A 20,521-nucleotide genomic window follows, 5' to 3' on the forward strand; every position below is an offset into this window, starting at 1 on the left:
ATGACCATCCGCACCTTCCTGCTCCCGGACCTGGGAGAGGGCCTGACCGAGGCCGACATCATCCGGTGGCTGGTGGCCGCCGGGGACACCGTGGCCGTGGACCAGCCGATCGTCGAGGTCGAGACCGCCAAGTCCCTCGTCGAGGTACCCAGCCCGTTCGGCGGCACCGTGGCAACCCTGCACACGGAGGCCGGCACCACCCTGGAGGTCGGCAAGCCTTTGGTCTCCGTCGAGGACGGCGTGGCGTCTGGTGACAGCGGTTCCAACGATGACAGTTCCGAGAGTTCCGCTGGTTCCGTTGGTGCCCCGGCTCTGGCCGAGGGCGCCCAGTCCTACCGTGAGGAGGAGCGCGCCGGGGTGCGGCCCGAGGCCGCGGCCGCCTCGGGGCAGGCACCCGGCGCGGAGGACACAGTGCGGCCTGCAGCACGGGGAACATCGGACAGCGCGGCGCAGGCGGGCCCGGAGGACGACGCCGGCTCTGGCAACGTCCTGATCGGCTACGGCACCCCCGGTGGTGCCGCGACCGGCCGCACCCGCCGGCGCAAGGCTGCCGCGGATACTCCGGCCGCCGGATCGTCGTCCGTTGCGTCACCGACTGCAGGGTCGCCGACGGAGGCGTCAGAGTTGACTCGCTCAGCCCCGCGGGTGGTCAACCCGCTCGTGCGCCGGCTGGCGCGTGACCACGGGGTGGACCTCGCCACCGTGCGGGGGACCGGCCCGGCCGGGCTGATCGTGCGCGCCGATGTGCTGGCCTCGGCTGGAGCTGGAGCTGGAGCTGGAGCTGGTTCTCCGGGTTCGGATACCGCCACGGGTCCCACCCTGGCCACCGCAAACGCCACAGCGATCGCCGGCAGGGCGGCCGCGTCGAGCCCGGCGGCGGTCGGGGAGGGAGCGTGGGCCCCGGAACCCACGGAGGAACTGGACCCGCGCACTGGACTGGGGGTGGCCGGCGTCGTGCCCGTGTCCGGGGTGCGCAAGGTGACCGCCGCGGCCATGAGCCGCTCGCGCCGCGAGATCCCGGAGGCCACGATCTGGGTGGACGTGGACGTCACCCCGCTGCTGGAGCTGCGGGCGTCACTGAAGGCACGCGGGGACCAGGAGGTGCCCGGACTGCTGGCCTTCGCCTCCCGGTTTGCGCTCGCCGGCCTGGGCCGGTACCCCGAGCTGGCGCAGCGCTTCGAGGAGGACGGCGCGGGCGGGCACCGGATCGTGTCCTTCGACGGCATCAATCTCGGTTTCGCGGTGCAGACCGAGCGCGGCCTGGTGGTGCCTTCCATCCGGGGCGCCCACGCGATGACCGCCCGGCAACTGAACGAAGAGCTGCGCCGGTTGACCGAGGTGGCCCGCTCCGGGAAGGGCACCCCGCGGGAACTGTCCGGCGGGACCTTCACGATCAACAATTACGGGGTGTTCGGCACCGATGGCTCCGCGGCGATCATCAACCATCCCGAGGTCGCGATCCTGGGGATGGGACGGATCATCGACCGGGCCTGGGTGGTGGACGGCGAGCTGGCCGTGCGCAAGGTCATGCAGCTCTCGCTGGTCTTCGACCACCGGATCTGCGACGGCGGCACCGCCGGGGGATTCCTGCGATTCGTCGCGGACTGCTTCGAGAACCCCATGGGGGTGCTGGCGGACCTCTGATCCGTCCTGCTCCGGTCTGGTCCACCTCGCAGGGGTGGACGCAACGCGCGGGTGCGGCAGCGGTCAAGATGTCGCGCTTAAGGGCGAATCAAGGCAGGAGTGTCACGGTTGCGAGTCAAAAGCGGATCTAATTGACTATCATGGGGTGATGGTGCTCACTTCTTCCGCTGCGTCCGCCAGTGCCCACACCGTCACCCCCGATCTCGACCCGGTCGTGCTCGGCCGGCGCCTGCGCCACCTGCGCAAGGAGGCCGGACTGACCCTGGACCAGGCCGCCGAGGCCGTGGGCGCCACCGGGTCCCACCTGTCCCTCGTGGAGAACGGCAAGCGGGAGCCCCGGCTCTCCCTGCTCTCCCGGCTGGCCGGTCTGCACGGTGCCACGGTGGAGGAACTGCTGGCATCCGAGGCTCCCAGCCGCCGGGCCGCCCTGGAGATCGTGGTGGAGAAGGCCCAGCGCACCGACCACTATGCGAGCCTGGGGCTGCCGCAGATCAAGATCTCCCCGCGCACCCCCACGGAGGTGCTCGAGGTCATCGCCGGGCTGGAGGCGGAGCTGAACCGGCGCATGGAGGAGCAGGCAGCCACCCCGGAGGAGGCCCGGCGGGCGAACTCCGAACTGCGCCAGGAGATGAAGGAGCACAACAACCACTACCCGGAGCTGGAGCGAAAGGCACAGGACCTGCTGGACGCCGTCGGGCACTCCGGTGGGCCGCTCAGCCACCATGCCGCCGCTGACCTGGCCGACCATCTGCGGTTCTCGGTGCATTCCGTCTCCAACCTGCCGCACTCCACGCGCTCGGTGACGGACCTGAAGAACCGGCGGTTCTACCTCTCCCGGGCCCGTAACCCGGACCATGACCCCCGGTCGGTGCTGCTGCAGGCGATCGCCGCCTATGTGCTCGGGCACGGGGAGCCCGCCGACTACTCGGACTTCCTGCGCCAGCGCGTCTACACCAACTACTTCGCGGCCGCCCTGATGATGCCGCAGAAGGAGACGGTGAAGTTCCTGAAGAACGCCAAGGCCCAACGGGACCTGGCCATCGAGGACGTGCGGGACGCCTTCGGGGTGTCCTACGAGTCCGCCGCCCACCGGTTCACCAACCTGGCGACGGAGCACCTCGGGATCACGTGCCACTTCCAGAAGGTCCACGAGTCCGGCATCATCCACAAGGCCTACGAGAACGACGGCGTGTCCTTCCCCGCGGACCACACCGGCGCCATCGAGGGGCAGCAGGTGTGCCGGAACTGGACCTCACGCGAGGTGTTCGGCGTGGCCGACCGGTTCCGTGCCTTCAACCAATACACGGACACCCCGGCCGGGACGTATTGGTGCACCGCCGTGGTGGAGGCGCACTCCTCCGGGTTCTACTCCCTGTCCATCGGCGTGCCCTTCGACCATGCCCGCTGGTTCCGCGGCGCGGACACCACCTCGCGCTCCGTGTCCCGGTGCCCGGATCCCACCTGCTGCCGGCAGCCGTCCCCGGACCTGGAGGCCGACTGGGGAGGCCATGCGTGGCCGGCAGCCCGGGCCAACGCTCACCTGCTCGCCGCCATGCCCTCTGGGGCCTTTCCCGGCGTGGACGAGGTGGAGGTCTTCGAATTCCTGCGCTCGCAGGAGCATTAAGCGGGGCGGTGTTGTCAAGGGGGAGAAGCCTAGGGCATAGGGCGGCACCTGTCCCGTATTTGTGAGAAAATGGAGTCCAGCCAAACTCACGGAAAGCACCCGGCCCGTGGACGGGCCAGGTGCTGGGGGAGGCCTTCGCACCGAAGGAAAGTGACATATACATGCAGTTGAGCCCCGGCAAGCTTGTTGTTCACCCCCACCACGGTCCCGCTGCGGTCACGAACCGTACGCAGCGCACCGTCAAGGGGACGGAGGTGACCTACATTGAGCTCACCATCCGGAGCAACAACCTGGTGGTGTCCATCCCGGAGTCCAAGGTGGAGGAGATCGGCGTCCGCGAGGTCTACGGCCGGGCCCACCTGCGCACCCTCCTCGAGGTCGTGCAGGAGCCGACCGGTGTGGAGGAAAAGCAGTGGTCCCGCCGGATGAAGGCCAATCAGGAGCGGGTGGCCTCAGGTCTGCTCGAGCAGATCGCCGAAGTGGTCCGGGACCTGGGCCGCCGCCGCGACACCAAGGGCCTGTCCATGGCCGAGAAGGACCTCTTCCGCGCCGCCCAGGCACCGCTGGCCGCTGAAGTCGCCCTGGCCCTGGAGATCTCGGAGGACGAGGCCGTGGAAGTCATCGACGCCGTGGCCAACGGCGCCTCCCTGGACGAGCTGGGTTTCGCCGCTGACGCCTCGGGTGCGGAACCGGCCATGGCCTGACACCGGCCGCCCTCTGCACAACTGTGTGGTGGCATCTTCGGGGGTGATGGACGTCCATCACTTCCAAAGATGCCACCACGCGGCAATTATCAGGCGGTCCGGCGGTGGATCGACTTGAAGCTCAGATAGGCGCTGAGTCCCTCGAGCCCGTACTCCACGCCGAGGCCGGAATCGTGCCGGCCGCCGAACGGTGCGGCGTGGTTGGACCCGAAGAAGTTGATCCCCACGGAACCGGAGTCCACCCGGCGGGCCACCTGTAGCGCCCGGTCCTCGTCGCCGCCGAAGACGATCCCGCCCAGGCCGAACTCGGTGTTGTTGGCCAGGGCGATCGCCTCGTCGGCGGACCAGTCGGCCGGTGAGGCGGCGCTGGAAGGTGACATGCCGTCGTCGTACTTCAGGATGGAGATCACCGGGCCGAAGATCTCCTCGGTGGAGATCCGCATCCCCGGCGTGACGTCCGCGAACACCGTGGGCTGGATGAAGGTGCCCTCCTCAAGGCCCGGGCCCAGCGCGGCGCCGTCCGCTGAGGCGCCGCCGGCCACCGCGCGGGCGCCCTCGGCGTGGGCGGAGTCCACGTACTCCATGACGGTCTCGTACTGGGCGCGGTGTGCGACCGGGCCGAAGACCGTTGCCCCGTCCAGGGGATCGCCCTGGGTCGCCGCGGAGACGGTCTCCGCCACCATCTGCACGACTTCCTCGTAGCGGGAGGCCGGAGCGATGATCCGGCTGGAGACGTAGCAGGTCTGGCCCGTGTTGCGCAGACAGGAGCGGACCAGCACAGAGGCCATGGCGTCCAGGTCGGCATCCGGCAGCACGATCGCGGAGGACTTGCCGCCCAGCTCGAGGGTCACCGGCCGCAGCAGTTCGCCGCAGGCGGCGGCGATCTTCCGGCCCACCGGGGTGGAGCCGGTGAACGCGATCTTGTCCACGCCGGGGTGCTTGACCAGCGCGTCACCGAAGCGTCCGGGTCCGGTCAGGAAATTCACGACGCCGGCCGGCACCCCGGCGGCGTGCACCGCATCGATGACGAAGCGCAGGGACAAGGGCGTGGGGGAGGCCGGCTTGATGACGACCGTGCATCCAGCGAGCAGGGCCGGGGCCAGCTTGATGACCACCAGGTTGATGGGGAAGTTCCAGGGGGCGATCAGCCCGCAGACCCCGATGGGGTCCCGGTCCACGAGCGATTCGGCGCCGCCGGCCGGGAAGGGCCGGACGTCGTCGCCGTCCAGCCAGTCCGCCAGGGAGGCGAAGTAGCGGAAGATGCCCGCCGCATTGGCGGCGGCGCCGCGGGTCTCGGCGATCGGTGAACCGTTCTCGCGGGTGTTCGTCAAGGCCAGGAACTCGGCCCGAGACTCGATCTCGTCGGCGACCCGCAGCAGGTACTCGGCACGCTCGGCGGCGGCGAGTGCACCCCAGCCGGACAGCGCCCGGCGGGCCGATCCGACGGCCACGTCCAGGTCCTCGACGGTGGCAGCGGGAACCGAGCCCCACTGCTCGCCGGTGGCTGGGTCCGTGACGGGATTCCGTGCGTCGTCGGTGGTCCGCCGCCAGTCGCCGTTGATGTAGAAGTCGTCCACGTGGGTGTACGGCAACTCCAGGGCGGCGCGGCGGGCGCGGGCGTCCTGGCCCGCGGTGGTGGCTGCGGTAGTTGCGTTGTGGGTGCTTGCAGTAGTGCTCATCGGATCACCTCGGTGCGCAGCAGGGAACGGTTCCGTTGCAGGTCGTTCCGGGCCATCTGGAGGGCGGCCTCGGAGATCAGCTCGGGGATGATCTCCCGCTCCAGCCGATCGACGTAGGTGGCCGGGTCCATACCGAACCAGGACGAGGACATCGCGATTCCGGAGCGGTCGAACCGCCACAACCGGTCCGAGTCCCGCACCAGGGCGTCCTCGAGGGAATAGGCCACGTGCCGGGTGTCATGCCCGTCGATAATCTCGCAGACCCGTTCCACGAAGGCGGCGTCATAGCCGAGGTCTGGCAGAACCCGACGGGCCACGGTGCAACCCTCGGCCTCGTGCTCGAACCGGATGGCGGCCTTGCGCCAGTCACCCTGGAAGCCCTCGGAGATGATCCGGGACTCGTCCACGTGGGCCCAACCCGTGTCATGCAGGATGATCGAGACCATCACCAGCTCGCGGTCGGCGGCCGGGTAAGCGTCGCACAACCTCGAGGCGTAGGCGGCGACGATGGGCAGGTGCAGGTCGTTGGCCCGGGTTCGCGTCTCCGGGACGATGGCCTTCCACAGTCCCTCGTAGCCCGTGGACGGGCTGATGCAGATGGATCCGGACTCCACCGGGCCGGCAGCCGGGATGGGACGCTCGGGGTAGGCCGCGGCGAAGGCCAGGGCCCTGGGATCGTCCGCGTGTGCGCCCGGGTCGGCCTGCTCCCAGGCGGGAGGTGACTGCGGGACCTGCTGGGTGTGCTGGTCGGTGGTGCTCATGCCGGTACCTTTCGATCCACTGTTCGTTCAGCAGTGATGCTCTTGAGCTGCACGGAGGCATCAACGGCCGCCTCGGCCGGGATGTTCTGTCCCTTGCCGAGGGCGGTGCGCACGGCCATGAAGTCCAGGGGTGCGTTGATGCAGTCAGCGGCGATGATCTGCCCCTGCCGGTAGTACAGGACGGTGAACTTTCCCTTCGCCTCGTCCCGGCGGACCACGGTCGAGTCGTAGCCGAGCGTCAGGCCGGCGATCTGGAGCTTGAGATCAGCCTGGTTGGACCAGAACCACGGGATGCCGGCATACTCCTCCCGCCGGCCCGTCAGTGAGTAGGCGGCGATCTTGGCGTGCTCGATCGCGTTGTTCACGGATTCCAGCCGGAGGCGCTCACCCTCCGGTGCGCCCGGCAGGGGGTTGGGCATGTTGGCCACGTCCCCCACCGCCACGGTGGTGCCGTCCGAGGCCAGGGCATGGCGGTCCACCACGATCCCGTTGTCCACGGCCAGGCCCATCTGCTCGGCCAGCTCGGTGTTCGGGATGACGCCGACACCGATGAGGACGAGTTGGGCCGTGATCACGGTGCCGTCCTCCAGCTCCACCCCGGTGACCCGACCTTCTCCATCATCCAGGAAGCGCGCCAGGCGGGCGTCCAGCTGGATGTCGAGACCGCGGGAGCGGTGGGACTGCAGGAAGTACGCGGAGGTGTCCTCGCCCACGGCCCGTCCGACCAGCCGCGGACCGTACTCCAGGACGGTCGTCGCCTTGCCCATGCCGTGTAACGAGCAGGCGGCCTCCAGGCCGATGAACCCACCACCGACGACCACCACATCCTGGACGTCGCCAAGGCGGGACTTCAGGTCCAGCGCGTCGTCCGCACTGCGCAGGTACACTACGCCTTCCAGGTCCGCGCCGGGCAGTTCCAGCCGCCGGGCGCGGGCGCCGACAGCCAGGGCCAGCCGGCGGAAGGCATACTCGGTGCCGTCGGCGGCATGGGCGACGCCGGAACCGTCTGGCCGCTTTTCGACCCGCTCGATCCGGGCGCCCTTGACGAGCTCGATGTCATGCTCGTCCCAATACTCCTGGGAACGGAAGATCAGGTTCTCTTTGCCCACCGTGTCTTGGAGGAACTCCTTGGACAGGGCGGGGCGCTGATAGGGCCGGTGGTCCTCCTCGCCCAGCAGGGTGATGTGCTCGTCGAAACCGGTGCCGCGCAGGGAGATGGCCAGCTGGACGCCGGCCTGGCTCGCGCCGATGATCAGCAGGCCCGTCTCGGGCCTGATCGCGGTGCTCGGGGTGCTCATGGTGCTCCTCGCATTTAAGGGTCGTCAGTCAGGTGCCTGGTCCGTGGAACGGATCAGGCGCGGATTAGACCTGGGTCTCGGGGGTAGTCACGTGCAGGTCCATGTCCTCGGTGACCTTGATCTGGCAGGACAGCCGCGAGCAGTCCTCACGGTCCACGGCGGTGCCGTAGAGCATCTCGTCCTCCATCTCGCTCATGGGCGGCAGGTCCTCGACCTGGTCCTCCTGGATGAAGACGTGGCAGGTGGCGCAGGACAGGGAGCCGCCGCATTCGGCGACGATCCCGGTGACTCCGTTGCGCACGGCGGTCTCCATGACGGAGTCGCCCGGCTTGGCAGTGACGTCGACGGTGGTGCCGGTGTCGTCGGTGTAGTGGATGGTCGGCATGGTCTCTCCTCCGGGTGGGGTCTGTGTGAGGTCGGTGGGAAGGGTGGGTCTGCGGCGGGGCCCGATCAGATGAACTGGCGGCCGCCGTCGACCACCATGGTCTGCCCGGTGACGTACCCGGCCTCCGGGGAGGCCAGGAACAGGGCCGCGCCCACGATGTCCTCGGGCTGGCTGGCCCGCTTGATCGCGCCGCGGTCCACCCCGTAGCTCTCGGCGTTGTCCATCAACCCGTAGCTGGCCTCGGTGAGGGTGAAGCCCGGGGCAATGGCGTTGACGGTGATGTTGCGGGCCCCCAGCTCCTTCGCGAGGACGCGGGTCAAAGCGATCACGCCGCCCTTCGAGGCCACATAGTGTGCCCAGTCGGCCGAGCCGGAGTAGACGGTCGCACTGGACAGGTTCACCACGCGGGCCCCCTCGGACAGATATGGACTGACGGCCCGCGTCACCAGCCACGGCCCCTTCAGGTTGACCCCCATCACCAGGTCCCATTCGGCCGGGTCGATGTCCTCGAACGGCGCGCGGGTGACGGTCGCGTAGATTGCGGCGTTGTTGATCACGACGTCGACGCTCCCGTTCCCGAACTCCGCCACCCCGGCGGCCAGCTCGGTGGTGGAGGCGGGGTCTGTCACGTCCACGTGGAAAGCCTGCGCCTGAGCCCCGGAATCCCGCAGCGCGGCGGCGGTGGCGCGGGCGCCCTCGACGTTCACGTCTGCGACGGCGACGCGATCGCCGCGGGCCGCGAAGCCCTCGGCGAAGGCTCGCCCCAGGCCACCCGCCGCGCCGGTGACGAGCACCGTCCGGGCGGTGGACTCAGACATGGGCGGGTTCCCCGGTCTCGGCGGGACCGTGGGCGTGGCTGTGGGCACCGGGGCCCTCGACCACCGGTGCGGCGCCCGCACCGTCCAGGATGGTCACGGTGCCGTGGGTTCCGTCGACTCGCAGGCGTTGTCCGGTGACGATGGTGGTGGAGGCGTTGCCGGTGCCGGTGACTGCGGGCAGGGCATACTCGCGGCAGACGATGGCGGCGTGGCTCATCATGCCGCCGATGTCCGTGACGGTGGCCTTGATCTTGCCGAAGATCGGGCCCCAGGACGGTGCCGTCACGGGGGCGACCAGGATCTCGTCCTGCTCGATCTGGGCGAGGTCGTCCGCGTCCATGATCACCCGGGCCACACCCTCGACGATCCCGGGGGAGGCCGCCATGCCCTTCAGCACGCCGTCCTCGCCCTCCTCGCCGGCCCCGAGCCAGGACTGCACCTGTTCGGTGGTGATGCCCCACAGCATGCGGGTGAAGGGCTCGGTGATGGACTCCGGCGGAGTGTTCAGCGCCGGGGCCGGCCGTGCGGTCTTCAGGGCGTTGACCAGGGCTGTGCGCTCCGCGATGACCTCGGGCCAGTAGTGCGGGCCGATCGGTCCGTCGGGAGCTCCGACGCCCCAGCCGGTGGCCAGATCGAACAGTACGTCGCGGACCTCGTTGCGGCCGAGGTAGAGCAGGTCGTCCTCGTGATCCCAGAAGCCGTAGCCGTGCAGGGTGCGGGAGAGCTCTCGGATCTTGCGCCAGAAGACGCCCATGGTCCAGTGCTCGATGTAGAAGTTGTGGTTCTCCACGTAGGGGTACGCGGTGGCCGCGAGGGTCCGCTTGGCGTCGAAGGCGGCCAGCTGATCGCCGTCGAGCAGCTCGCGGTACTCCTCGACGATCCGGTCCTTCTCGACGATGAGCTCCTCCTTGGGGCGCATGATGGTCTGGCCCTCATCGAGCCGCCGGATGTAGTCGGCGATGTAGCCGAGCGGTAGCTCGAAGTGCTCGTTCCAGTACTTGTCATGACTGTAGAAGCCGTTGCCCACGGTGAAGTTGAACCACGGGTCCTGAGCCTGCGCCCAGCGGTCCAGCCACTGCTGGCCGCCGGTGGCGGCGCCGATCGCGGCGAGGGTGGCCTCCGGCTCGTCCGGCCGGACGAATCGATCCTGCAGGCCCAGCTCGACGGCCAGGCGCGCGAGCTGCTTGAGCTCGTCGTCAGGACGGAAGAGCTCCATGTCCACGCCCTGGACCATGGTGGCGATCGACTGGTCCGGGATGTCCGGGAAGACCTCCTTGCAGTAGTTGAAGAAGTCCAGGTAGGCGATGTAGCCGAGGTTGAGGAACTCGAAGTGGTATTGCCAGTTCTGATAGGCCAGCTGGATCAGGCGGTCATAGTTCTCCAGCAGCACCTCGGTGCCGTCCTTGGCCTTGCCGGAGGTGATGTCGTCCATCGGCACCATGTCAGGCAGGGGTGCGAACCGCAGGGTCTCCATCTCGTCGATGGTGCCGCGGACCTTCGTCTTCCAGGCCTCCAGCATGGAATCCCAGTTCTGGAAGTAGTGGCCCACCCGGGCCTGGAATTCGGGCACGCGCGCCGCGATCTCCTCCTCCGGCACCGGGATGGGGGACATGTACAGGTAGCCCAGGTGCACGCGGAACTCGATGCCGTTGGCGTTCGGGATCATCAGGTGGCGAGCGTTGTACTGGCCCAGGCATTTCACGGCGAACTCCCCGCCGATCGTCTCGAAGGGCTTGAAGACCGTGGGCCAGTGCTGCGAGTCGCAGAACCAGAACTTCTCGTCCTCTGCGGCCTTCAGCTTGTCCTGGAAGACGAGATAGTAGGGGTACAGCTTCTCCCAGCCCTCCGCGCCGGCGGGAACCGGCAGCTCGGATGGTTTCGGGAAGGATGTCTTGGTCATGGTGTCTCCAATGGTCGGGACGGTGGGTCGGGGACGCGGTGGGGAGGGGGGTCTACTTGCCGGTCCCCAGGAGGGATGAGGTGATGGAGCTGAGATCGAAGCCGCCGGCCGGCGTGGCCGGAGCAGAGGAGCTATGGAGGGCGGCCGGCTGATGGCCAGCGGTGCCGTTCGAGTGCACCGTCTCGGGCCGGGACTGGAGCAACAGGAGGTTCTCGCCGTCCGGCAGGTCTGCATCCAGCGCCCATTCAATATCCTGCGGGCAGCCATAGTGCTTCTCCGCCCGCTTGGCCATGCGGGCCACGGCCGTCAGCTCGTCGTTCGTCAGGGACCGGACGCCGGCCCGACCGGCGGGGACCGGGCGTTCGACCAGGGTCTGGGTGCCGAGGTCGGGGACCAGCTCCACGTGCTTGTTGCCGATGTGCTCGCTGACGACCTGCAAGGTGATCTTGTCCAGGACGATGTTGTCCGGAGTCACCTGGCCGGAGACGACCATTTCGCCGACTCCCCAGGAGGAGTCGATGGTCAGCTTGGACCGGTCTCCGTTGGCGGGGTTCATGGTGATGGCCACCCCGGCGACGCGGGAGTCCACCATCTTCTGCACCACCACGGCCATGGAGAGCCCCTCGTTCGGGATGTCGTTCTTGAGGCGGTAGATGATGGCGCGGGAGGTGAACAGGGAGGCCCAGCACTTCCGGATGTGCTCGGTGACGGCTTCGAGGCCGATCTGCCAGAGGTAGGTGTCCTGCTGGCCCGCGAAAGAGGCGTCCGGCAGGTCCTCGGCGGTGGCGGAGGAACGCACGGCCACGGGGACCTCACCGCCGCAGCGCTCCATGAGCGCGGCGTGGGCGTCGAGCACGGCTTGGCGGGCCGCCGTCGGGACGGAGCACTCCTGGAGTTGCTCCCGGAGGGCGGCGGAGACGCGGTCGACCTCCGTGATGTCCTCCGGGTCCAGCCCGTCCAGCTGCTCCCGGATGGTGGTGGCGATGCCGGCCTCGGCGACGAAGGCGTCGTAGCTGGCGGTGGTGACCACGAACCCCGGGGGGACCGGCATGCCGGCCGCCGTCATGGAGACCAGGGAAGCGCCCTTGCCGCCGAGGATTTCCAGCAGTGGTTCGCGGCCGTCGTCGAACGCCTGGACGTAGAGGCCGGAGGAGTGCAGTTCCGATGTTGCGGTGGTCATGGTGGGTGCTTCCCGTCGGATCAGGCGGCCCACGTGACCGGGACGGTCATGGGGACGCGGAAGGAGAGGTTCTCACGGAAGTCGATCTCGGACTGGCCGGAGCCGCCGGCCAGGGCCAGCGAGGGAATCAGCCGGGTGGCTTCCTCGAGGCAGATCTTGGCCTGGAGCTTGGCGAGCATGTTGCCCAGGCAGTAGTGGATACCGAATCCGAAGGACAGGTGCTCGCGGGCGTTCGGGCGGGAGATGTCGAACTCCTCGGGGTTCTCGAAGCGGACGGAGTCCCGGTTCGCGGAGCCCATCAGCAACAGCAGCCCGTCGCCCTTCCTGACCTGCACGCCGCCGACCTCAGCATCCGCCAAGGCCTTGCGGCGCCAGCCGACGATCGAGCCGGAGTAGCGCAGGACTTCATCGATGGCGGCGGAGATCTTCTTCTGTTCGGAGACCAGGGTCTCCCACTGCTCACGGTGGGCCAGCAGGACGCGGAAGCAGTTCGAGATCAGCGTGGTGGTGGTCTCGTGGCCGGCGAACAGCATGGAGTACAGCAGCGAGGCGATCTCGTGGTCCGTAATCTCCCCGCCCTCCTGCTGAGCGCGCACCAGATCGGCGGTCAGGTGGTCGCCGCCCTGGGTATGGGCCTCGGCGACCAGTCGCTGGCACTCGACCCAGTAGTCCACGAGGTGGTGGGCGTGCGGAACCTGCTCCTCGTCGGAGAGGTCACCCCAGGTCATGGCCGCGCGGGAGTCGCTCCACTGCTTGAAGGTGTCCAGCTTGGCCACGTCCGCGCCGATGAGCGTGAGGATCGTGATGGTCGGGATCTCGTAGGCCAGATCGGCGACCATGTCCCCCCGCCGGTCTCCGTCATCCCCGCCGCGGGCCAGCATAGCCTCCAGGCGGGAGACCACGTTGGCGCGGATCTCCGGCTCCAGCACCTTGAATCGGCGCGGGGTGAAGGCCTTCTGGGCGATCGCCCGGATCCGGGTGTGTTCCGGGGGAACGCGGGCCGAGAGGCCGGAGTAGGCGGTGAAGCCGCCCTCGGCCATGATCTTCGTCGCCTGCGGACCACGCTCACGGACTGGGGCCTGGGCGTTCTCGGAGGAGAAGGTCTCCCAGTCGTCGAACACCGCCTTGATGTCGTCGTACTTCGAGACGATCCAGTACCCGATGCGCTCGTCGAACATGACCGGCTCCTCGGCACGCAGCTCCGCATAGGCCGGGAAGGGGTTCTTCATCTGGAAGGGCTCGTAGCCGTGATGATCGCGGGGCGACCCGTCTGCGCCGCCGGCGGCACCGGCAGCGTCCCCGCCCGCGCCATGGCCGTAGGGGCACTGGCCGGTCAGGGTGTCGGTGCTGCTGGTGGGCTCGGTGGTCATGTCGTCTCCTGTTCGTGGCCGACCAGACAGGCCGGCCACGTCGATGTCACGTTGGCAGCCACCGGGTGAAGCGTGATCCGGGTCACCCGGATGGCTTGTTCACCATCGTGGACTGGCAGCAGGAGATCCGCATCACGGAGCTTCCATCCAGTGGAAACGACCTTGAGGCCGTCAGGGGCCTGTGGGGTTCGGAGCGACGTCGGTCAGGCGCCCGACCGGCGCCCGACCGGCGCCCGACCGGCGCCCAGTGCGGAAGGCGCCTGGCTAGTCCCGGAACGCCGCTTGATGGGATTCCAGCAAGGTCTCCAGGGGGATGTGCGCGGTGGCCCGCTCGATCCGCTCGCTGACAGCTCTGAGGGCCGGCAGGTGCTTCTCCAGCGTGGCGACCTGCTCGGACGGCACCACCAGACCGAGACCGGCTCCGATCCGGCCGGTGTGGAACACAGGGACGGCGATCGAACAGGCCCCCACCCGGATCTCCTCCAGGGCGATGGCGTAGCCGCGCTCCTTCACCTGGGAGATCTCGGCGGCCAGTTTGCCGGGGGCGGTGATGGTCCGCGGGGTGGCCGCGGTCAGCTCCAGGTGCAGATAGGCGTTGAGCACCCAGTGCTCCTCGTAGGCCAGGAGGACCTTGCCCACGGCCGTGGCGTGCAGGGGCAACCGCCCGCCCACGCGGGAGGCCCTGGGGACCCGCTTGGTGCCGTAGACGCGATCGATGTACAGGGCCTCGTTGCCGTCCCGGATGGCGAGCTGGGCTGTCTCACCCGTCAGGGAGAACAGGTCCTGCACGAAGGGACGGGCCGTCTCCCGCAGCTGCCGGCCCACGTTCTGGGCCATCTCCCAGATGCGCAACCCCAATTGGTACCTGCCGTTGGGCGTGCGGGAGAGAAAACCCCAATCGGTGAGCTCGCCGACGAGTCGGTGCGCGGTGCTGACCGGAACCCTGGCCAGGTCGGCGATCTCCGTCAGGGCCAACGGCCGGCGTTCCTTCTCGAAGGCCGTAATGACGGAGAGGACTTTGTCCGTGACGCTACGGCCGGCGTCCCGGTTCCCCCCGGCCATCAGTTGCCCGAACCGCCGCCGAGCCCGCCCAGGTCGAATACCCGGAAGGTCACGGCGTGGTCCGAGCCGGCCTGCGCGCCCCCGGCCCGCAGGATCTCCGGGATGAACTCCTCCGGCTTCGGGTGGCCGGTGACGTGCTTCAGGTAGGCCTCGTGGCGGTTCAGGGAGGCGACGGCGGCCGTCACTGCCGCGCCATCCACCGGCGCCGCGTGGGTGGGGCGTTCGTGGCCGGCCACCAGCAGGGCGGAGACGTGCCACGGCTCCAGGCCCTCGGCCTCGGCCAGATCGCGGAAGACCCAGGGATTGTCCGCGTCCCGGACGCCGTCGACCACGGCCAGCCCGGCAGCGCGGTGATCGGCCTGGTTCAGTCCGCCGTAGGCCTCGAAGTCGAAGTTGGCGGTGACCACGGCGTCCGGGCGCACGGTCCTCACCGCGCGGGCGATGTCCCGGCGCAGCGCCAGCCCATACTCGAGCATCCCGTCCGGGTGGTCCAAGATCAGCAGGTCCTCCACGCCGACCTCCGAACAGGCCCCCCGCTGCTCCGCGGCCCGCAGGGGTCTGACGACGTCCGGCGGCTCGGCCATACCGGCTTCACCCGCCGTGAGCAGCAGATAGGTGACGTCGATGCCCCGCGCGGTCCAGGAGGCCACGGCCGCCGAGGTGCCGTACTCCATGTCATCCGGGTGCGCGACGATGCACAGCACCCGGGACCAGCCGTCGTCGGGAACGGGGAGCAGGGAGGGGATGGTGTCAGTCATGGGCTCAGACCTTCCGGCCGTGTCAGTGGTGCTCCTAGGGTGGCATAGCGAAGGCCCGGCCAACAGATGAGGGGACACCATGAAGGATGATGACCTGACGGAGACCGGACGCCACGCGCGGTCCATGGCAGGATCCGACGGCACCATGCCGGCCCAGCAGCAGGAGCCACCCGGCCTCACTGCGCCCATGGATCCGGTGCCGGACCACGGCGAGTCCAGTTGGGTCGGCCGCGGACGGCTGGAGGGGCTGAAGGCGCTGATCACCGGTGGCGATTCGGGCATCGGCCGGGCCGTGGCCATCGCCTTCGCGCGGGAGGGGGCGGACGTGGCCATCAATTACCTCCCGGAGGAGGCCGAGGACGCCCAGGACACCATCGGGTGGATTGACAAGGCCGGCCGGAACGCCTTCGCGGTCCCCGGTGATCTGCGTGACGAGGCGGAGTGCCAGCGGATCGCCGAGGAAGCCGTGGCCGGGCTGGGCGGGCTGAACATCCTGGTCAACAACGCCGGCTATCACTGGGCGCGTGGCGAGCCGGGACTCGGCGGACTGCGCACCCAGGACCTGGACCGTGCCGTGAAGACCAACCTCTACGGCACACTCTGGTTGAGCCGGGCCTGCCTGCCGCACCTGGGTGCGGGGGACAGCATCATCATCACGACGTCGGTGCAGGCCTACCAGCCCTCCGAGACGATGATCGACTACGCCGCCACCAAGGCGGCCCTGAACAACGTCACGGCGAACCTCGCCGGTGAGTTGGGTGCTCAGGGCATCCGCGTGAATGCGGTGGCCCCGGGGCCAGTGTGGACCCCTCTCCAGCCAGCCACCAAGGAACCGGAGGCGGTCTCCCACATGGGCGCCGACACCCCGTTGGGGCGGATCGGCCAGCCGGCCGAACTGGCTGGCGCCTACGTGTTCCTGGCCAGCCCCGCGGAGGCCAGCTTCGTCTCCGGCTCCGTGGTGGGCGTGACCGGCGGACTACCGGTGTTCTGAGCTAAAGGTCAGCGTCCCAGCACGTGCCGCAGGGCCGATTCCAGGTCCGGATGGCGGTAGGTGTAGCCGGAGCCTTGGGCCCGGTCCGCCCGGGCCCGCTGGTCCGCCTCCACCAGCAGTCGGTTGCCCTCAGAGCCCAGCAGCGCTGTGGGGGCGGCTGCCGGTAGGGGGACGGCCGAGGGGCGGCGGAGCACCCGTCCGAGGGTGGCGGCGAAGTCCCGGGCCTGGACGGGTTCAGGCGCGGTGCCGTTGACCGGTCCCTCCACGGTGTCCGTGAGGGCGGCATGGGCGAAGAGTCCCACGATGTCGTCGATCGAGATCCAGCTCTGCCATGGGTTCCGGTCCTTGCCGGTGCCCAGCGGACCACCCGCGCCGAGGAGGAACAGTGGCAGCAGCTGCTGCAGGACACCCCCGGCCGGTGTCAGCACCAGGCCGGTGCGGATCATCGCCGTCCGGACCCCGGCCCGGGCGGCCGGCGCGGTGGCGCGTTCCCACTGCTGGCAGACCTCGGCCAGGAAGTCGTCCCCGGGCGGATCGGTCTCCCGCAGCCCCTCACCGCGGGGGCCGGTGCCGGCTTCGGCACCGTAGTAGCCGACCGCGGAGGCGTTCACGAGCGCCCGGGGCCGGCCGTCGTCGGCCAGGTCCGCCAGCGTCCGGGCGAGCAGGCCGGTCGCCGCCAGCCGGGACTGCAGCACCTCGGATCGGTGGGCCTCGGAGAGCCGCCCGCCGATGGTCTCACCAGACAGGTTCACCACGACGTCGGCGCTCCGGAGCGCCTCGGCGTCCAGCATCCCGGAGGCCGGGTCCCACGCGATGGTCTCGTCCGCAGGGGTGTGGTGGCCGCCGCGGACCAGGCGCAGGACGCGGTGCCCGCCGCCGGCCAGCAGGGCGCATAGTTGGGTGCCGATCAGGCCGCTGGCCCCGGACACGGCGATGGTCAGCCGGCGTGGGTCCCCGGATTCGTCGGGCCCGGGGGACGGCACGGGGTGGGCGGCGTGGAAGGCCAGGTCCTCACGGAGCTGGGCGGTCCGGTAGGAGAACTGCCGGTCCAGCTCGGACTCGAGGCGCTCCTCCGTCCACCGCCCGGCCCGGGACCACACCGAGCCCTTGCGGCGCAGGACGGCCCCGGCCGGAAGCTCGTACTCGATGTGGTCGAGGACCACGCAACCGGGGCGGCCATCCGCGGTGTCCATTTCCCCGGGAGCCGCGTCCTCGAAGGTGTGCGTGTGGACCCAGGACTTCAGCGGGCCCGAGGCCATCTCGTCCCGGAACATGCGGTCCGGCTCCAGTGCGGTGTGCCGAGCCGTCCAGGGGGCCTCGGGGGCGAACCACTGCGGCAGCCGGAAGGGCAGGACCGTCCTGGCCAGGCCGGTGGCCGACTCCAGGCCCAGGCCCAGCGACCCAGGGGCGCCGATGCCCAACCGGGCGGTCGAGCCGACGTCGAGGCCCTCCGGTTCCCGCCGCACGGAACCGGCGAACGGCGGCGTGAGGCGGACGAGCGCACCGCGCCGGGAGAACCAGGCGAACACGGTGGACCGGTCATGGGGGACCAAGGAGCGGCGTTCAAAGACGGGCATGGGCCAACTCTTCCACAGGAAGGTCCCGCGGAGGCCAGATCGTGGCCACGAGAAGGGGGTGCCGACCGGCGTGGTCGGCACCCTCGTTCTACCCTTCTCCTCTTGCCTGTTTCAGTGGAGCGACGGCGCTACTCCGTGGCGGCCGCGTCGAAGTGGCTCAACACGGTGGCGACCTCGGCGCGGTGGATCGGCTCATGTGGGCGGAACTTGTCGTCCTGATAGCCGTTGACGACACCCTGGGAGGTGGCCCAGGCGATGGCCTCGGCGTGCGCGCTGTTCACGTCCACGTCCGGGAAGGCCGGCTCCTCGGGAGCAGTGGTCTCCGCTCCGGAGGCCCGGTAGAGGAAGGACACGAACTCGCCACGGGTCACGTCCTCGGCGGCACGGAAGGTGCCGTCGATGTAGCCGGTGGTGACGCCTTCGGCGGTGGCCCAACTGATCTCGTCATAGAAGGAGGCCTGATCCGTCACGTCCGAGAAGTCCTCGCCCGCACCGGCGGTGCCGTCCAGGTAGCGGTACAGGAAGGCCACCGACTCACCACGGGAGATGTCGTCGAACTTGCGGTAGCTGCCGTCGGCGTGGCCGGTGGAGATACCCTCCAGCTGCAGCCAGCGCACCGGTGCGTAGTACTGCGAGCCCGGGGCATTGTCCGTGAAGTCCACCGGCTGTTCAGGGGTCGCCGGCTCATCGGTGCCATCACGGTCCACGGTGAAGGTGGTGACGTCGTCATACACGCGGCGTTCGGTCCCGACCAGGTTGTACTCACTGTCCAGCTCCGGGAAGACGTAGACCGGGGACAGGGTGACCTCGGTGCCCTCGCCGACGTGCTTCAGATCGATCTGCAGGTGGCCGTAGTGCAGCCCGCCGTCCTCGAGCTGCAGCACGCCGTCGCGTTCTGTCCACGTCTCCGGGGCGTCCGCCGCGGCCATCCACTCGGAGGAGGTGTTGAAGCGGATCGGCTCGTAGTCGCCCTCCTCGTTCTGGGCGAGCTGTTCCCCGCGCAGGCCGTCGGCGGCCACACCCACGTCGAAGGAGTGGAAGCCCTTCCCGTCGCCGTCGGAGTCCACCCAGGAGCGCTCGAACATCTCATCATGCCCGGAGATCACGGCGGAGACGCCGTACTCCTCGAACATCGGGGTGTAGGCGCGCATGGCCACGCCGGACTGGTTGTCGGCGTGCTCATGGTTCGGCGGGGTCCCGTGGACGCCGTTGGAGTAGGCGGCGTGGTGGAACTGCACGAGGACGACCTGGTCCTTCTCCTGCGCGTCCTTCAACTGTTCCTGGGCCCAGGCCCACTGGGCCGTGCCCTCGTTGAAGTTGGGCAGGTCCACGTCCGCGTCGGTGGTGCCGGGGAAGACTTTCTTGAACGCCTCTGTGTAGCTCTCGACGGTGAACTCGCCCTGGGTGTCCGTGGAGAGGTTCTCCTCGGTCAGGTTCGAGTCGTCACCCGAGAAGATCTCTCCGGACAGCTCTCCGGTGCCGGTGTCCTCGTCGGGGACACCGTTGGTCGAGTCCAGGGTCAGGATGGTGACCGGCCCATGATCGGTGCGGTAGTAGGACCCGCGGTACTGCTGGTTGTCCTGGTCCGCGCCGTCGCCGGTCCGTTCGAAGTAGGAGTGGTACTTGTTCCTCGAGATCACGGCCGGGGACTGGTCCTCAGCCGTGCCGTAGCCGCCGTTGATGGCGGCGAACGTCTCCCAGTTGCCCAGGGCGGTGAGCACCGGGATCCGGGAGGCGAGATCACCGTTCTCGCCGGCGAAGTAGCCGAAGAACTCGTCCCAGGCGGGCTGATAACCAGACCCCTGTGCAAGGTCACCGGCGATCAGCATCAGGTCCGGATCAGCGGCCTCGATGTGCTTGAGATTCTCCTGTAGCGCGGTGTCCTGATCCAGCGGATAGTTCAGGGTGAAGGAGCCGTAGCGGGTGGCATGCCCGAACTTCTCGGCCCAGGCGGAGCCCTCGCCGGGGCGTTCCAGAGAGTCGTCTGTGTAGCCGTTGACGGGGGACTGTTCCCATTCACGGTGCTCGGTGCGGCCGTAGGGCTCGGTCTCCGTGTCCGAGAACGCCACGATGCGCAGTTCGTCCCAGTCGGAGCCGGGTCCGGCGGTGAAGGTGGACTCGTGGGTCTCTGCGCCCTGGGTGACGGTGTACTGAATCTCGGCTCCAGGGGTCAGCCCGGGGATCGTCACCCGGTGTTTGTAGTTCTCGGCGCCCTTCAGCCAGGATCCCTTTTCCAGACCCTTGATGTCCTGGGACAGCTCGGCGTCGGTGTATCCCAGCAGCGGCTGGTGCTCGGGAGAGGAAGTCAGGCTCACCGGGCCGGTCCCCTCACCCGGGTAGTCGACCACCACGCTGCCCGGCTCATCGGTCTCCGAGAACCAGACCAGATCGACGGACTCGGCGGACGGCTCCATCAGGTAGGGCAGCACGCGGAATCCGTCACCGGCCGGTGTCGGGGCAGAGACCTCGGCCTGGGTGGCCGCGGTGGCAGCGGCGAGGGTGCCTGACGGGGCCGTCCCGACGGCGGCGGCCGGGGTGGCTGCAACGGTGCCGATCAGAACGGCGGCGGCCAGGAGGCCGAAGCCGGTCCGGCGCACCGGGTGGGACGGGGAGAGAGTGAGACGGTGGTGCATGGGATCCTCCGGGTGGAGACCACGACGGCGGCGCGAGGAGTTCCCCGATGGCTGCCACGCGGTGCGAGTGGACGAGGGTGGCCTCAGTGTCGCGACCGCAAGCGACGTGTTCGTGGCCGTCAGGTGGCCGGAGGACG

General features: G+C 69.2%; 16 protein-coding genes. 4 read left to right on the plus strand and 12 right to left on the minus strand.

Annotated features, from left to right (window positions below):
* The 3 genes from C8E99_RS14090 to C8E99_RS14100 all read left to right on the plus strand — a co-directional run bounded on the left by C8E99_RS14090 (position 1) and on the right by C8E99_RS14100 (position 3,972).
* Complete coding sequence (locus C8E99_RS14090) at positions 1-1,644, plus strand: dihydrolipoamide acetyltransferase family protein (protein WP_115932826.1); 1,644 nt, start codon at positions 1-3, stop codon at positions 1,642-1,644.
* 148 nt (positions 1,645-1,792) lie between these two features.
* Positions 1,793-3,268: a helix-turn-helix transcriptional regulator gene (locus C8E99_RS14095; protein ID WP_115932827.1), complete on the plus strand. Its 1,476-nt coding sequence runs from the start codon at positions 1,793-1,795 to the stop codon at positions 3,266-3,268.
* Between the two features lie 161 nt (positions 3,269-3,429).
* Positions 3,430-3,972: a CarD family transcriptional regulator gene (locus C8E99_RS14100; protein WP_245952364.1), complete on the plus strand. Its 543-nt coding sequence runs from the start codon at positions 3,430-3,432 to the stop codon at positions 3,970-3,972.
* Between the two features lie 89 nt (positions 3,973-4,061).
* Here the strand turns inward: C8E99_RS14100 and C8E99_RS14105 are convergent, their stop codons facing one another.
* The 10 genes from C8E99_RS14105 to C8E99_RS14150 all read right to left on the minus strand — a co-directional run bounded on the left by C8E99_RS14105 (position 4,062) and on the right by C8E99_RS14150 (position 15,183).
* Positions 4,062-5,651 (minus strand): aldehyde dehydrogenase family protein, encoded by a 1,590-nt coding sequence (locus tag C8E99_RS14105; RefSeq protein WP_115932828.1) that lies wholly within the window; start codon positions 5,649-5,651, stop codon positions 4,062-4,064.
* Complete coding sequence (locus C8E99_RS14110) at positions 5,648-6,412, minus strand: HD domain-containing protein (protein ID WP_115932829.1); 765 nt, start codon at positions 6,410-6,412, stop codon at positions 5,648-5,650. The genes C8E99_RS14105 and C8E99_RS14110 overlap by 4 nt, the downstream gene beginning before the upstream one ends.
* Positions 6,409-7,710: an NAD(P)/FAD-dependent oxidoreductase gene (locus C8E99_RS14115; RefSeq protein WP_115932830.1), complete on the minus strand. Its 1,302-nt coding sequence runs from the start codon at positions 7,708-7,710 to the stop codon at positions 6,409-6,411. The genes C8E99_RS14110 and C8E99_RS14115 overlap by 4 nt, the downstream gene beginning before the upstream one ends.
* A 64-nt stretch (positions 7,711-7,774) precedes the next feature.
* Positions 7,775-8,095, minus strand: a complete 321-nt coding sequence (locus tag C8E99_RS14120; RefSeq protein WP_115932831.1) for a 2Fe-2S iron-sulfur cluster-binding protein — start codon at positions 8,093-8,095, stop codon at positions 7,775-7,777.
* Positions 8,096-8,160: 65 nt separating this feature from the next.
* Entirely contained in the window at positions 8,161-8,913 is a 753-nt protein-coding gene (locus tag C8E99_RS14125; RefSeq protein WP_115932832.1) for an SDR family NAD(P)-dependent oxidoreductase, read from the minus strand.
* On the minus strand, positions 8,906-10,813 hold the full coding sequence (locus tag C8E99_RS14130) for a PEP-utilizing enzyme (RefSeq protein ID WP_115932833.1): 1,908 nt from the start codon (positions 10,811-10,813) through the stop codon (positions 8,906-8,908). Before C8E99_RS14130 ends, C8E99_RS14125 begins: the two co-directional genes overlap by 8 nt.
* Before the next feature lie 52 nt (positions 10,814-10,865).
* Positions 10,866-11,993 carry a PEP/pyruvate-binding domain-containing protein gene (locus C8E99_RS14135; protein ID WP_115933508.1) on the minus strand — a complete coding sequence of 376 codons (1,128 nt, stop codon included), beginning with the start codon at positions 11,991-11,993 and terminating at the stop codon, positions 10,866-10,868.
* A gap of 20 nt (positions 11,994-12,013) precedes the next feature.
* Positions 12,014-13,363, minus strand: coding sequence for a cytochrome P450 (locus C8E99_RS14140; protein ID WP_115932834.1), 1,350 nt, complete (start codon positions 13,361-13,363; stop codon positions 12,014-12,016).
* 264 nt (positions 13,364-13,627) lie between these two features.
* Entirely contained in the window at positions 13,628-14,425 is a 798-nt protein-coding gene (locus tag C8E99_RS14145; protein ID WP_115932835.1) for an IclR family transcriptional regulator, read from the minus strand.
* Positions 14,425-15,183, minus strand: a complete 759-nt coding sequence (locus C8E99_RS14150; protein WP_115932836.1) for a PIG-L deacetylase family protein — start codon at positions 15,181-15,183, stop codon at positions 14,425-14,427. Before C8E99_RS14150 ends, C8E99_RS14145 begins: the two co-directional genes overlap by 1 nt.
* A 79-nt stretch (positions 15,184-15,262) precedes the next feature.
* On the opposite strand from C8E99_RS14150, the gene C8E99_RS14155 reads away from it, so the two are divergent.
* Complete coding sequence (locus C8E99_RS14155) at positions 15,263-16,174, plus strand: SDR family oxidoreductase (protein ID WP_115932837.1); 912 nt, start codon at positions 15,263-15,265, stop codon at positions 16,172-16,174.
* Between the two features lie 8 nt (positions 16,175-16,182).
* On the opposite strand, the gene C8E99_RS14160 is transcribed toward C8E99_RS14155, so the two are convergent.
* Both C8E99_RS14160 and C8E99_RS14165 read right to left on the minus strand, forming a co-directional pair.
* Positions 16,183-17,751 carry a TIGR01777 family oxidoreductase gene (locus C8E99_RS14160; RefSeq protein ID WP_115932838.1) on the minus strand — a complete coding sequence of 523 codons (1,569 nt, stop codon included), beginning with the start codon at positions 17,749-17,751 and terminating at the stop codon, positions 16,183-16,185.
* A 128-nt stretch (positions 17,752-17,879) separates the two neighbouring features.
* Complete coding sequence (locus C8E99_RS14165) at positions 17,880-20,384, minus strand: S-layer homology domain-containing protein (protein ID WP_115932839.1); 2,505 nt, start codon at positions 20,382-20,384, stop codon at positions 17,880-17,882.
* Positions 20,385-20,521 lie beyond the last annotated feature (137 nt).

Source organism: Citricoccus muralis, from assembly GCF_003386075.1.
GTDB lineage: Bacteria > Actinomycetota > Actinomycetes > Actinomycetales > Micrococcaceae > Citricoccus > Citricoccus muralis.